Raw genomic sequence first — 13,672 nt, forward strand, 5'->3', positions numbered from 1 at the left:
TCTCGTGGGCTCGGAGATGTGTATAAGAGACAACCATGGCCCGCCCGCCCGTACCACCGGCAAAGGCGCCCTGGAGGTAGCCGGGCCGGCGCAGCTCCGCGCGCGTGGCGCTGCGGGCGAGGTCGGCCGGCTCGTCGCTCCGAGGCCGCTCGGACTCGGGGAGATCCTCGGTGAGCCGCTGGAGCACCATCTGGCGCTGCTCGGGCGAGAGCTGTGCGAAGGCCTCGGCGTGCACGCGCTCGAGGTCCTCGGGGGGCGCGGTGCGCAGCAGGTAGCGGTAGCGGGCGATGGCCCGCTCGTCCTCGGTGGAGGCTCCGCCACGCGGCGTGGGGACCGCGTACGGGTCGGCGCCGGGCGGCGCGGACCGCGGACCGGTAGGCGGGGCGCCGTGGCCCATGCCCCAGCCCTGTGGTCGACCGGGCTCGCGGCCCAGCAGTCGGTCGAGGAATCCCATGTCGTCTCCTTGCGTCGGCGTCACATGTGGCGACGGGGTGCCGGCATCGCTCGCCGGTCACGTACCCACGCCAACGACCGGCCACGCCCCCTCCCCGGGACGTCCTGACCGCCCGCGCCGGGCCGTGCACCCCGGTGCACGGCGGTGCACCGCGGTGCACCGCGTCAGAGGTGGTTCTCCGCCTCCGTGAGGACGGAACGCAGTCTCGACTCGATGTCGTCGAACTGCTCCGGGCCCATGATCAGCGGCGGCGCCAGCTGGACGACGGGGTCCCCGCGGTCGTCGGCTCGACAGTAGATGCCGGCGTCGAAGAGCGCCTTGGACAGGAACCCGCGCAGCAGCCGCTCGGACTCGGCGTCGTCGAAGGTCTCACGCGTCTGCTTGTCCTTGACCAGCTCGATGCCGTAGAAGTACCCGGCACCGCGGACGTCGCCGACGAGCGGCAGGTCGAGCAGCTTGTCGAGCGTCGCCTTGAAGGCGGGGGCGTTCTGCTTGACGTGGTCGTTGAGACCCTCGCGCTCGAAGATGTCGAGGTTGGCCAGCGCCACGGCGGCCGACACCGGGTGCCCGCCGAAGGTGTAACCGTGCGGGAAGTAGTCCGTGCCCTTCCGGAACGGCTCGAACAGGCGCTCGCTGGCGATCATCGCGCCGATCGGTGAGTAGCCGCTGGTCATGCCCTTGGCGCAGGTGATGATGTCGGGCACGTAGCCGAAGTCGTCGCAGGCGAACATCGAGCCGATGCGGCCGAAGGCGCAGATGACCTCGTCGGAGACCAGGAGCACGTCGTACTCGTCGCAGATCTCGCGGACCCGCTCGAAGTACCCGGCCGGCGGCGGGAAGCAGCCACCCGAGTTCTGCACCGGCTCGAGGAAGACCGCCGCCACGGTGTCGGGCCCCTCGAACTCGATGGCCTCGGCGATGCGGTCGGCGGCCCAGCGGCCGAAGGCCTTCTCGTCGTCGCGCAGGTGCTCGGGAGCCCGGTACTGGTTGGTGTTGGGGACCCTGAACGTGCCGGGCACGAGCGGCTCGAACATCTGCTTGGCGGCCGGGATGCCGGTGATCGACAGGGCCCCCTGCGGCGTGCCGTGGTAGGCGACCGCGCGCGAGATGACCTTGTGCTTGGTCGGCTTGCCGGTCAGCTTGAAGTACTGCTTGGCCAGCTTCCACGCCGTCTCGACGGCCTCGCCCCCACCCGTCGTGAAGAAGACGCGGTTGAGGTCGCCGGGCGCGTGCGTGGCGAGCCGCTCGGCCAGCTCGATGGCCTTCGGGTGCGCGTAGCTCCACAGCGGGAAGAAGGCGAGCTCCTTGGCCTGCTTGGCTGCCGCCTCGGCGAGCTCCTCACGCCCGTGGCCGACCTGGACGACGAACAGACCCGCGAGCCCGTCGATGTACTCGTTGCCGCGGTCGTCCCAGATCTTCCAGCCCTGCCCGCGGGTGATGATCGGCACGGAGTGGCCCAGCCCGCCGTCTCCGGGGTCCTCGAACACCGAGTGGCGCGTGAAGTGCATCCACAGGTGATCGCGCGCGGCATCGGACAGCAGGGTCCCCGCAGGGGTGCGCTGGTCCGAGGCCGGTTCCCAGACCTCGTTCGGGTTGATGCTCATCGTGTTCCCCAGTTGTAGAGCTGTTTGTTGAGTTTGAGGTAGACGAACGTCTCGGTGGTGATGACGCCCTCGAGGGTGCGGATCCGCTCGGTCAGCAGCTCCAGGAGGTGGTCGTCGTCCTCGCAGACGACCTCGGCGAGCACGTCGAAGCTGCCCGCCGTGGTGACGACGTAGGACACCTCGTCCATGTCCGACAGGGCCTCGGCCACGGTCGACATGTCGCCGGAGACCCGCAGGCCGATCATCGCCTGACGCTGGAAACCGACCTGGAGGGGGTCGGTCACCGCGACGATCTGCATGACGTCGGCGTCGAGGAGGCGCTGGACGCGTTGGCGCACGGCCGCCTCGGACAGGCCCACCTCGGCAGCGATGGAGGCGTAGGACTTTCGTCCGTCCTGCTGGAGCAGCTCGATGATGGTCTTGGAGACCTCGTCGAGGTTGACGCCGCCCCGGCGGGGCGGCTTCGACCCGCTGTGGGCCACGCCACGGATGGTCGTCATGGGCCCGATACTGACCTGTGGAACACGACGTTGGCAAGTCCCCGCGCAACTGATTCCGAAGATTTTCCGGACCATCTCTTCACCATTGCGCAGGTCACTGTCTAGAGTGCCGCCATGACTTCGCAGCCGCGCCAGCTCCGCAACTTCATCGGCGGTCAGTACCTGGACCCCGAGACCGACGCGACCACCGACATCGTCAACCCGGCCACCGCCGCCGTCGTCGCCACGGCCCCCGTCAGCACTCAGGCGGACGTCGACCGCGCGTACGCCGCCGCGTCGCAGGCCTTCGAGACCTGGGGCGAGACGACGCCGAGCGAGCGGCAGGCGGCGCTGCTGAAGTTCGCCGACGCCATCGAGGCCCGCGCCGACGACTTCGTCCGGCTCGAGGGTGAGAACACCGGCAAGCCGCACGCCCTCACGGCGAGCGAGGAGATCCCGCCGATGCTCGACCAGCTGCGCTTCTTCGCCGGCGCCGCGCGAGTCCTCGAGGGCAAGTCGGCCGGGGAGTACATGCGGGGCCACACGTCCTTCGTCCGCCGCGAGCCGATCGGCGTCGTCGGGCAGGTCACGCCGTGGAACTACCCGATGATGATGGCGATGTGGAAGATCGCCCCGGCGCTCGCCGCCGGCAACACGATCGTCCTCAAGCCCTCCGACACGACGCCCGAGACGACGCTGCTGCTGGCCGAGCTCGCCTCGGAGTTCCTCCCCGAGGGCACCTTCAACGTCGTGACCGGCGACCGCGAGACCGGCCGCATGGTCGTCGAGCACCCGACGCCGGCGCTCGTGGCCATCACCGGGTCGGTGCGGGCCGGGATGCAGGTCGCCGAGAGCGCCTCGCGCGACCTCAAGCGCGTGCACCTCGAGCTCGGCGGCAAGGCGCCCGTCGTCGTCTTCGACGACGCCGACATCGAGGCGGCCGTCGAGGGCATCGCCGTCGGCGGCTACTTCAACGCCGGCCAGGACTGCACCGCGGCCACCCGCGTCCTCGCCGGTCCCCGCATCCACGACGACTTCGTCGCGGCCCTCGCGGAGTACGCGAAGAACGAGGCGAAGGTCGGGCTTCCCGAGGACCCGGACGCCCTCCTCGGCCCGGTCAACAACCCGAACCAGGTGGCCCACGTGGGCGGCATGATCGACCGTCTGCCCGACCACGCCCGGGTCGCCGCCGGCGGCCACCGCGCGGACGGCCTCGGCGACGGCTTCTTCTTCGAGCCGACCGTCCTCGCCGGCCTCAGGCAGGACGACGAGCAGATCCAGACCGAGATCTTCGGGCCGGTCATCACCGTCCAGCAGTTCACCGACGAGGCCGAGGCCCTCGCCTGGGCCAACGGCGTGCAGTACGGCCTGGCCTCGAGCGTGTGGACCAAGGACTTCGGTCGGGCCATGCGGATGAGCCGCAAGCTCGACTTCGGGTGCGTCTGGATCAACACCCACATCCCGATCGTCGCCGAGATGCCGCACGGCGGCTTCAAGCACTCCGGCTACGGAAAGGACCTGTCCATGTACGGGCTCGAGGACTACACGCGCATCAAGCACGTCATGGCCAACATCGAGTCCTGATGCCCCGCAGGGCAGCCCGCACGACCCGGGTCGACGTCGATCCTCTCCCGTCACCCACCGAGAACCCCTGGAGAAGAAGGCCATGAACGAGAAGCCCCTGGACAACCCGGTGCTGCGCGCGGCGCTCATGCGCGGCCTGGTGTCGCGCCGCAGCGCCATGATGGGCGCGGCCGGCGTCGGCGCAGCAGCCTTCCTGGCCGCGTGCGGCTCCGCCGGGCGCAACCCCGCGAGCGGCGGGGGCGGCCCCGCCGGGACCGCGTCCAAGACGGCCGCAGCGGCCGAGGACCTGTCCGACTCCGAGAAGATCGTCAACTGGTCCAACTGGACCGAGTACATCGACGTCGACGAGAAGACCAAGGCCCGCCCGACGCTCGACGCCTTCACGAAGGCGACCGGCATCAAGGTCAACTACACCGAGGACTACCTCGACAACGACGAGTTCTACGCGAAGGTCCGCCCGCTCCTGCAGCAGGGCAAGGACACCGGCCGCGACGTGTGGTGCAGCACGGACTGGATGGTCGCCCGGCTCATCCGCCAGGGCTACCTCCAGAAGCTCGACCTGGCGAACATCCCGAACGCCAAGAACCTCGAGGACTCCCTGCGCAACGTCGAGTTCGACCCCGGACGCGTCTACTCGCTGCCGTGGCAGAGCGGCTTCGCCGGCATCGGCTACAACCTCAAGGCCACCGGCGGCAAGAAGATCACGACGATGACCCAGCTGCTCACCGATCCCGCGCTCAAGGGCAAGGTGACGCTGCTGACCGAGATGCGCGACACCGTGGGGCTCGTGATGATGGAGCAGGGCAAGGACATCTCGAAGTTCACCGACGCGGACTTCAAGGCCGCGATCGACATGATCCAGCAGGCCAAGGACGCCGGGCAGATCAAGGGCTTCACCGGCAACGAGTACACCGACGGCCTGGCCAAGGGCGACATCGCCGCGTGCGCCGCTTGGACCGGCGACGTCGTCCAGCTGCAGTTCGACGACCCCAACATCCAGTACACCCTTCCGCAGAAGGGCTTCACGCTCTGGTCCGACAACTTCGTCATCCCGGCCCTGGCCAAGCACAAGAAGAACGCCGAGAGGCTCATCGACTACTACTACGACCCGAAGGTCATGGCCCAGGTCGAGGCCTACGTCAACTACATCGCGCCGGTCAAGGGCACCAAGGACGCGCTGCTCAAGATCGACAAGAGCCTCGGTGACAACCCGCTCATCGTGCCGCCGGCCGACGTGCTGTCGCGCGCCCAGGTGTTCCGCGGCCTGTCCGAGGCCGAGGAGACGAAGTACTCCCGCATGTTCGCCTCGATCACGGCCGGCTGATGGCGGGCACGGGCAAGGGCGACCTGCAGCTGGTCGCGCTGACGAAGGAGTTCGGGACCTTCACCGCGGTCCACCCCCTCGACCTCACCATCGAGGCCGGTTCGTTCTTCGCGCTGCTGGGTCCCTCGGGCTGTGGCAAGACGACCACCCTGCGGATGATCGCCGGCCTCGAGGCGCCGACGGGCGGACGCATCCGGATCGGCTCGGACGACATCACCGACACAAAGGCCTACCAGCGCAACGTCAACACGGTCTTCCAGTCCTACGCACTGTTCCCGCACATGTCGGTGCTCGACAACGTCATGTTCGGGCTGAAGCGACGCGGCGACAAGGAGGCTCGGCGCAAGGCCCAGGAGGCGCTCGAGCTCGTCGAGCTGGCCCATGTGGGCGGCAGGCGACCGACCCAGCTCTCCGGCGGCATGCAGCAGCGCGTCGCACTCGCGCGGGCCCTCGTCAACCGTCCGGACGTCCTCCTCCTCGACGAGCCGCTCGGCGCCCTCGACCTCAAGCTGCGTCGCCAGATGCAGATCGAGCTCAAGCGGATCCAGCAGGAGGTCGGGCTGACGTTCATCCACGTGACGCACGACCAGGAGGAGGCCATGACGATGGCCGACCGGATCGCCGTCATGAACGCCGGGCGCATGGAGCAGCTCGGTGACCCCGCGACCCTGTACGAGAAGCCGCGGTCGACGTTCGTCGCGAACTTCCTCGGGCAGTCCAACCTGCTGCGCGCCTCCGTCGTCGGGGGCGGCGCCACCGCCGGGACCGTTCGGGTCCGCAGCCACGAGGCCGAGCTCGAGGTCGCCCGTGCCCACCTGCCCGACGGCCAGGGCGACGTGTGGCTGGGCGTCCGTCCGGAGAAGCTGCGCCTCGGTGAGTCCGGCGGCCCCAACCGTCTGCGGGGCGTCGTGCGCGACGTGTCGTTCACGGGTGTCGCGACGCAGTACTCGGTGCAGATGCCCTGGGGCCAGGAGCTGACCGTCGTGCAGCAGAACGACGGCACGTCCCGGGCCACCCTTGGGGAGAACGTCACGATCTCCTGGGCCGCCGAGCACGGGTTCGCCCTGGACGCCTCGCAGGATGCCGAGGCCGGCGCGGAGCTGGTGGACGAGCGTGGCTGAGCAGGCCGTCCTGCCGTCCGCGACGGCGCACCCACCCGGACCGGCCGCAGCCCTCGAGGCGCCGCGTCGCCGACGCAACTGGGTGCCGTACGCGCTGCTGCTGCCCGGGCTGCTGTGGCTCGTCGTCTTCTTCGTCGCACCGATGGCCACGCTGGCGTCGCAGTCGCTCCAGGAGGGCAACGTCGACGACGGCTACGTGTTCACCGGGAACATCGGCATCTACGCCGACGCCTTCGGCCAGTACTGGCCGCAGATGCTGCGCTCGCTGCTCTACGCGGGCGCGGCCACACTGCTGGCGCTGCTCATGGGCTACCCGCTCGCCTACTTCATCGCGCAGAAGGCCGGCCGCTGGAAGAACCTCGTGCTCGTCCTCGTGGTCGCGCCGTTCTTCACCAGCTTCCTCATCCGGACGCTCGCCTGGCGCACCATCCTGTCCGACGACGGTTGGGTGACGCCGCTGGCCCGCGCGCTGCACGTCACCGACCTGCTCAAGGCCGTCGGGCTGACGAACAACGACTCCCTGCTCTACTCGCAGTTCGGCGTCATCATGGGCCTGACGTACAACTTCCTGCCCTTCATGATCCTGCCGCTCTACACCTCGCTCGAGCGGCTCGACCCACGGCTGCTCGAGGCGGCGGGCGACCTGTACGCCTCGCCGTGGCAGACGTTCCGACGCGTCACCTGGCCGCTGTCGCTGCCCGGGGTCGTGGCCGGCACGCTGCTGACGTTCATCCCCGCCGCAGGCGACTTCGTCAACGCCAAGCTGCTCGGCAACACGCAGACGACGATGCTCGGCTCGGTCATCGACGCCCAGTTCCTGCGCGTCCTCGACTACCCGCTCGCCGCGGCCCTGTCGTTCATCATGCTCATCACGATCGTGACGATGGTCATGGTGTACGTCCGCCGCGCCGGCACGGAGGAGCTCCTCTGATGGCCTGGATCAGGAAGCACCTCATCGCCGTCGCCGGTCTGCTGGTGCTCGTCTACATGCTCGTGCCGAACCTCGTGGTCGCGATCTTCTCGTTCAACGAGCCCAAAGGTCGCTTCAACTACACGTTCAACGAGTTCTCGACCGACGCCTGGACGAATCCCTGTGGGGCACAAGGGATCTGCGAGTCCCTCGGCCTCAGCCTGCAGATCGGGGTCATCGCCTCGCTCGCCGCCACGGTCCTCGGCACGATGATCGCCTTCGCCCTGGGTCGGTACCGCTTCCGCGGCCGCTCGGCGACGAACCTGCTCATCTTCATGCCGATGGCCACACCCGAGGTCGTCATGGGGTCGAGCCTCCTGACGCTCTTCCTCATGCTCGGGGTGCCCTCGGGCCGCGGGGCCATCCTCATCGCGCACATCATGTTCTGCGTGTCGTTCGTCGTCGTCGCCGTCAAGGCCCGGGTCGCCACCCTCGACCCGCGGCTGGAGGAGGCGGCCGCCGACCTCGGGGCCAACCCGGTGCAGACCTTCCTGCGGGTGACGCTGCCGCTCGCGGCCCCCGGCATCGCGGCCGGTGCGCTGCTGTCGTTCTCGCTCAGCTTCGACGACTACATCATCACCAACTTCAACGCCAGCCCGAGCTCGATCACCTTCCCGATGTACGTCTGGGGGGCCTCGGCCCGTGGTGTTCCCGTGCAGGTCTACGTCGTCGGGACGCTGATGTTCCTGCTCGCGCTCGCCGTCGTCGTGGCCGGTCAGGCCGTGTCCAAGCGCCGCAACCGTCAGGTGGCCTGAGGCCGCATGCGAGTGCTCATGATCGGCTCCGGTGGGGTCGGTGACGCCGCGGCGCGCATCGCCGCCGAGCGCGGCTTCTTCGAGCGCTGGGTCGTCGCCGACCACGACCTGACGCGTGCCGAACGCACCGTCGCGGCCGTCGTCGAGCGCCACCCGGGCGAGGGACGTTTCGTCGCGGCCCGCGTCGACGCGTCCGACTCCGATGCCGTCACGGCGCTCGCCCACGAGCACAAGGCGACCCACGTGTTCAACGCCGTCGACCCGAAGTTCGACATGCCGATCTTCCGCGCGGCCAAGGCTGCCGGAGCCGACTACCTCGACATGGCGATGAGCCTGTCGCAGCGCCATCCGGAACGGCCGTTCTCGGACACCGGGGCCAAGCTCGGCGACGAGCAGTTCGCCGAGGCGGGGGAGTGGGAGGCCGACGGGCGCCTGGCCCTCGTCGGCATCGGCGTCGAGCCCGGTCTGTCCGACGTGTTCGCCCGCTACGCCGCCGACCACCTCTTCTCCGAGATCGACGAGCTCGGCACCCGCGACGGCGCAGACCTCGTCGTCCGAGACGACGAGGGCCGCGAGATCTTCGCGCCGAGCTTCTCGATGTGGACGACGATCGAGGAGTGCCTCAACCCGCCCGTGGTCTGGGAGCGGGACCGCGGCTGGTTCACCACCGAGCCGTTCAGCGAGCCGGAGGTCTTCGACTTCCCCGAGGGCATCGGACCGGTCGAGTGCGTCAACGTCGAGCACGAGGAGGTCCTCCTCATGCCCCGGTGGGTCGAGGCCCGACGGGTGACCTTCAAGTACGGCCTCGGTGACGAGCTCATCGGCATCCTCAAGGTGCTGAACACCCTGGGGCTGGACCGCACCGACCCGGTCCGCGTCAAGGGCGTCGAGGTGTCGCCCCGCGACGTCGTCGCCGCGGTCCTGCCCGACCCGGCGACGATCGGGCCGCGGATGACCGGCAAGACGTGCGCCGGCCTCCTCGTCACCGGTACGGGCACCGACGGGCAGCCGCGCCGCACCTACCTCTACCACGTCGTCGACAACGAGCAGACGATGCGCGAGTACGGCGCCCAGTGCGTCGTGTGGCAGACGGCCGTCAACCCCGTCGTCGCCCTCGAGCTGCTCGCCCGAGGCACGTGGAAGGGCGTCGGGGTCCTCGGACCCGAGGCGTTCGACGCCGTGCCCTTCCTCGACCTGCTGGCCGCCCCGAAGCCGGTCGGCTACGGGTCCCCCTGGGGTCTCGAGGACCGCTGAGGGACCACCGCACCCCGACCAACCCACGACCGAGAACCTGTCCCGCGGGGACCTAGGCTGAGGAGCATGGCACGCGTGACAGAGCAGTCAGGGACCACGACGTCCGAGCCGGCGGTGGCGCCGGCGTCCGAGTCTGCGTCCGAGTCTCCGTTCGAGTCGGTGGTCGAGGCGGTGCCCAAGGGGCTGTTCATCGGCGGGTCGTGGCGCGACAGCAGCAGCGGCGCCACCATCGCCGTCGACGACCCGGCCACCGGGCAGGTCATCGCCCGGGTGGCCGACGCGACGGTCGAGGACGGCCGGGCCGCGCTCGACGCCGCCGTCGCGGCGCAGGCGGAGTGGGCCCGCACCGCCCCCCGCGACCGCGGCGAGATCCTCCGCGACGCGTACGAGCGGATCGTCGCCCGCACCGACGAGTTCGCGGCGCTCATGACCCTCGAGATGGGCAAGACCCTCGCGGAGTCCCGGGGCGAGGTCGCCTACGGTGCCGAGTTCTTCCGCTGGTTCTCGGAGGAGGCGGTCCGGGTCTCGGGTCGCTGGTCGACCGCGCCCAACGGCGCGACGCGTCTCATGACGATGAAGCAGCCGGTGGGCCCGACGCTCATGATCACGCCGTGGAACTTCCCGCTGGCGATGGGCACCCGCAAGATCGGCCCGGCGATCGCGGCCGGCTGCACCATGGTCGTCAAGCCCGCGAGCCAGACGCCGCTGACGATGCTCGCGCTGGCCGACCTGCTGCAGCAGTGCGGTGTGCCCGACGGCGTCCTCAACGTCGTCACGACGAGCCACACCGGCGAGGTCATGGAGCCGCTCATCCGCGACCCGCGGCTGCGCAAGCTGACCTTCACCGGCTCGACGCCGGTGGGTCGCACCCTCATCGAGCAGGCCGCCCAGGGCGTCCTGCGCGTGTCGATGGAGCTCGGCGGCAACGCACCGTTCCTCGTCTTCGCCGACGCCGACCTCGACAAGGCCGTCGACGGCGCGATGCTGGCCAAGATGCGCAACATCGGCGAGGCGTGCACGGCGGCCAACCGGTTCTACGTCCACGAGTCGCTCGCCGACGAGTTCTCGACGCGGCTCGCCGAGCGGATGGGCGCCCTGACCCTCGGTCACGGCACCGACGACGGGGTCGACGTCGGCCCGCTCGTCGACGAGAAGGCGCGGACCAAGGTGGGCGCCCTCGTCCAGGACGCCGTCGACAAGGGCGCCCGCGTCCTCACCGGCGGCTCGGCGCGCGAGGGTGCCGGCTGGTTCTACGAGCCGACGGTGCTCGCCGACGTGCCGAGCGACGCCGAGCTCTCCCGCGAGGAGATCTTCGGTCCGGTCGCACCGGTCACGTCCTTCGCCGACGACGACGAGGCGGTGCGCCTGGCCAACGACACCGAGTACGGCCTCGTCGCCTACCTGTTCACGCGCGACCTGTCCCGGGCCATCCGGGTCAGCGAGGAGCTCGAGTACGGCATGGTCGGCGTCAACCAGGGCATCGTGTCGAACCCGGCCGCGCCCTTCGGTGGCGTCAAGCAGTCGGGCGTCGGCCGCGAGGGCGGCTTCGAGGGCATCGAGGAGTACCTCGAGACCAAGTACGTCGGCATCGCGCTCTGACGCGCCCACGAGGGGCACGCGACCCACGCGCGCGACGACGCCGGGGCACCCGCGGGTGCCCCGGCGTCCTGCCCCAAAACGCGCTCACCGGCGGAGCTCCCGTGGTGCAATCGTGCGCATGGTCACCCCTGCTGGACACCGTGATGCCGGTTCGTTGCGCTCGCTCGACGCGCTGCTCACCGAGACCGACGAGGTGCTGCGCCGTGGCGGCGTCGCCGGTGCACAGGTGTGGCCCACCGCGTTCCCGGTGCTCGACGCGACGCTGACCGGGGGCTTCCGCGCCGGCGAGCTCGTCCTCCTCGGCGGTCCCGCCGGCCACGGCAAGACGACGCTCGGGCTCCAGCTGGCCCGCAACGCCGTGGCCGCGGGCGGTTCGGCCGTCGTCTTCTCCTACGAGCACGAGTCGTACACGCTCCTCGAGCGGCTCATCTCCATGGAGGCGGTGGAGGCCGTCGGCTCCTACGCCGGTGAGGTCGCCGGCGTCGTCGAGGTGCGGCGTGCGCTCGAGGTGGGCTCCGGTGGCGCATCGCTCGCGTCGGTCCTGGCCGACCTGCCCGGTGGCACGGCCGCCCACGAGGCCCTCGTCGGCTACGGCGACCGGCTCCACATCCACGAGTCCTCCGGCGCGACGACCTCCCTCGAGGAGGTCGCCGCCGTCATCGGACGCGTCACCCAGGCCACCGGCCAGGCGCCGTTCGTCCTGCTCGACTACATCCAGAAGGTCCCCGTCGACGGCGAGGACGAGAACGCCCGCGTCACCGCCGCGGCCGAGGGGCTCAAGGATCTCGCCCTCGCGGCCCGCGTCCCCATCGTCACCATCTCGGCCGCCGACAAGGAGGCCCTCGGCAGCGGCCACCGGATGCGCACCCACGACCTGCGCGGCTCCTCGGCGCTGGCCTACGAGGCCGACGTCGTGCTCATCGTCAACGACAAGGTCGACGTCGTCTCGCGCGAGCACCTCGTCTACGACCTCGGCAACATCCAGCGGTTCCGCGGCTGGACCGTCGTCAGCATCGAGAAGAACCGCCACGGTCGCTCGGGCGTCGAGCTGGAGTTCGCCAAGGACTTCGAGCACGGGCGCTTCGACCCGGCCGGCAAGGCCGTCACCGAGCGCCTCATCGACGAGCGCGTCTTCGTCTCCTGAGGCACTGCGGTGGGCTTCCTGCGCGGACTGCTGGGCGGCGGCGACGCGGAGGAGCCGGTCACCGTCGTGCTGCACGACGTCAGCCACCGCGTGTTCGTCGAGGCCGCGCCCGACGCCGTGTGGCAGGCGCTCGTCGCCCCCGCGCCCGCCGCCGCGCGCGGCGTCGACTGCGTGGGCCTCGTCGCGCTCCCGCGCCCGGAGCCGACCGGTCTGCCGGAGTTCGCCGGGGTCTGGCGGCGAGCGGACGGCCGCCTGTGGGCGGGCCTGTCGACCGTCGTCGACCTCGAGCCCGGGCGTCGCGTCGTCGCGCGGTCGGCCGACGGGGCCGTGGCGTTCGAGCTGACGACGACCGTGGAGCCGCTCGACCACGGCACCGTCGTGTCGCAGGTGCTGGCCGGGCTGTCGCCGGACGACCCGCTCTCCGGGTTCGCCCGCAGCTGGCTCGCGCGAGGCCTCCTCGGCGTCAAGGCCGACGTCGAGGGTCGGCCGCGCGACGTGCCGGAGGCGACCGCAGCGACCGCATCCGACCCCTGGGCGGCCCACCACCCCGCCGGTCCGGGTCCCGACGGTCTCGGCGTGCCGGGCGTCCCCGGCGCGCTCGGGCCCGGAGGCGGAACCGCCGCCCCCGCAGGCACTCTCGCCCGGGCGTCGGCGGTGCCGGCGTGGGTACCGGTGACGGCGTCCGCCGCCGTCGACCTCGCGCTGCGGGCCGACCAGGTCTGGTCGTTCCTGCTGGACCCGGGCTCGGAGCCGCTGCTGCGGCCCGACGTGGAACGCGTCGTCCGGCTCGAGCTCGCCGATGCGCCCGGGACCGAGCACGTCCTCGCCGTGCACCGTGCCGGGGACGGACGCCGTGCCGCGAGCCTGTCGGTCCTGGCCGTCACGCCGGGTCGACGCCGGATCGTCGAACGCGACCTCGGCTCCCCCCGCGAGAGCGACGTCGAGACCGTCGTCGAGGACGCCGGCGTCGGTTGCCGCCTGACCGAGACCCTGACGACGTGGCTGCCGACGTCCCCGGGCAGCGCGCCGGACACGGCGGCCCTCACCGCCTTCCTGCAGGCCCGGCTCGAGACGGTCCGCACGCTCGTCGAGGCGGGCGTGGCTGCGCCCCGGGACCCCCGCACCGGTTTCCTGCCACCCTCCTCGCCGGACGCCGGCCCGGCATCCGACGTCGCACCCCATGCGGCACCCGGCGCCGCACCCGGCGCCGTCCCGAGCGGACGCCCCAGCGTGCCGTCGAGCGTCCTGCTGCCTCCGCCGCACGTCGTCGCCCCGGCCCGCGCGTACGTCCCGACCCCCACGTGGTGGTGGTGGGGCGACCTGGGCCTGCACACCCTCGACCTCGGCTGGTGGTGAGCACACCGCGAGGCTCGGGTGCTGTCGG

At 70.9% G+C, this 13,672-nt stretch carries 11 protein-coding genes and 1 pseudogene; 9 read left to right on the forward strand and 3 right to left on the reverse strand.

The window, feature by feature from the left end; translation table 11 throughout:
• The 3 genes and pseudogenes from ACR9ZK_RS07650 to ACR9ZK_RS07660 all read right to left on the reverse strand — a co-directional run.
• Positions 1-454, reverse strand: a pseudogene (locus ACR9ZK_RS07650) (hypothetical protein); the annotation flags it as partial.
• Positions 455-618: 164 nt separating this feature from the next.
• Positions 619-2,058 (reverse strand): aspartate aminotransferase family protein, encoded by a 1,440-nt coding sequence (locus tag ACR9ZK_RS07655; RefSeq protein WP_481341296.1) that lies wholly within the window; start codon positions 2,056-2,058, stop codon positions 619-621.
• The gene (locus tag ACR9ZK_RS07660) at positions 2,055-2,558 is read right to left on the reverse strand and encodes an Lrp/AsnC family transcriptional regulator (RefSeq protein ID WP_481341297.1); all 504 of its coding nucleotides are present in this window, start codon (positions 2,556-2,558) and stop codon (positions 2,055-2,057) included. Before ACR9ZK_RS07660 ends, ACR9ZK_RS07655 begins: the two co-directional genes overlap by 4 nt.
• A gap of 114 nt (positions 2,559-2,672) precedes the next feature.
• Here ACR9ZK_RS07660 and ACR9ZK_RS07665 point away from each other — a divergent pair, with 114 nt between their 5' ends.
• The 9 genes from ACR9ZK_RS07665 to ACR9ZK_RS07705 all read left to right on the forward strand — a co-directional run bounded on the left by ACR9ZK_RS07665 (position 2,673) and on the right by ACR9ZK_RS07705 (position 13,644).
• Positions 2,673-4,121, forward strand: coding sequence for a gamma-aminobutyraldehyde dehydrogenase (locus ACR9ZK_RS07665; protein WP_481341298.1), 1,449 nt, complete (start codon positions 2,673-2,675; stop codon positions 4,119-4,121).
• Between the two features lie 82 nt (positions 4,122-4,203).
• Positions 4,204-5,445, forward strand: coding sequence for a polyamine ABC transporter substrate-binding protein (locus tag ACR9ZK_RS07670; RefSeq protein WP_481341299.1), 1,242 nt, complete (start codon positions 4,204-4,206; stop codon positions 5,443-5,445).
• Entirely contained in the window at positions 5,445-6,566 is a 1,122-nt protein-coding gene (locus ACR9ZK_RS07675; protein ID WP_481341300.1) for an ABC transporter ATP-binding protein, read from the forward strand. Before ACR9ZK_RS07670 ends, ACR9ZK_RS07675 begins: the two co-directional genes overlap by 1 nt.
• Positions 6,559-7,497, forward strand: a complete 939-nt coding sequence (locus tag ACR9ZK_RS07680; protein ID WP_481341301.1) for an ABC transporter permease — start codon at positions 6,559-6,561, stop codon at positions 7,495-7,497. The genes ACR9ZK_RS07675 and ACR9ZK_RS07680 overlap by 8 nt, the downstream gene beginning before the upstream one ends.
• Positions 7,497-8,291: an ABC transporter permease gene (locus tag ACR9ZK_RS07685; protein WP_481341302.1), complete on the forward strand. Its 795-nt coding sequence runs from the start codon at positions 7,497-7,499 to the stop codon at positions 8,289-8,291. The genes ACR9ZK_RS07680 and ACR9ZK_RS07685 overlap by 1 nt, the downstream gene beginning before the upstream one ends.
• A gap of 6 nt (positions 8,292-8,297) precedes the next feature.
• Positions 8,298-9,545, forward strand: a complete 1,248-nt coding sequence (locus ACR9ZK_RS07690; RefSeq protein ID WP_481341303.1) for a saccharopine dehydrogenase family protein — start codon at positions 8,298-8,300, stop codon at positions 9,543-9,545.
• 66 nt (positions 9,546-9,611) lie between these two features.
• Positions 9,612-11,144 (forward strand): NAD-dependent succinate-semialdehyde dehydrogenase, encoded by a 1,533-nt coding sequence (locus ACR9ZK_RS07695; RefSeq protein ID WP_481341304.1) that lies wholly within the window; start codon positions 9,612-9,614, stop codon positions 11,142-11,144.
• A 118-nt stretch (positions 11,145-11,262) separates the two neighbouring features.
• On the forward strand, positions 11,263-12,288 hold the full coding sequence (locus ACR9ZK_RS07700) for a DnaB-like helicase C-terminal domain-containing protein (protein WP_481341305.1): 1,026 nt from the start codon (positions 11,263-11,265) through the stop codon (positions 12,286-12,288).
• Positions 12,289-12,297: 9 nt separating this feature from the next.
• Positions 12,298-13,644 (forward strand): hypothetical protein, encoded by a 1,347-nt coding sequence (locus tag ACR9ZK_RS07705; RefSeq protein WP_481341306.1) that lies wholly within the window; start codon positions 12,298-12,300, stop codon positions 13,642-13,644.
• Positions 13,645-13,672: the final 28 nt, after the last annotated feature.

This window comes from Monashia sp. HAY1-5C (assembly GCF_056755255.1).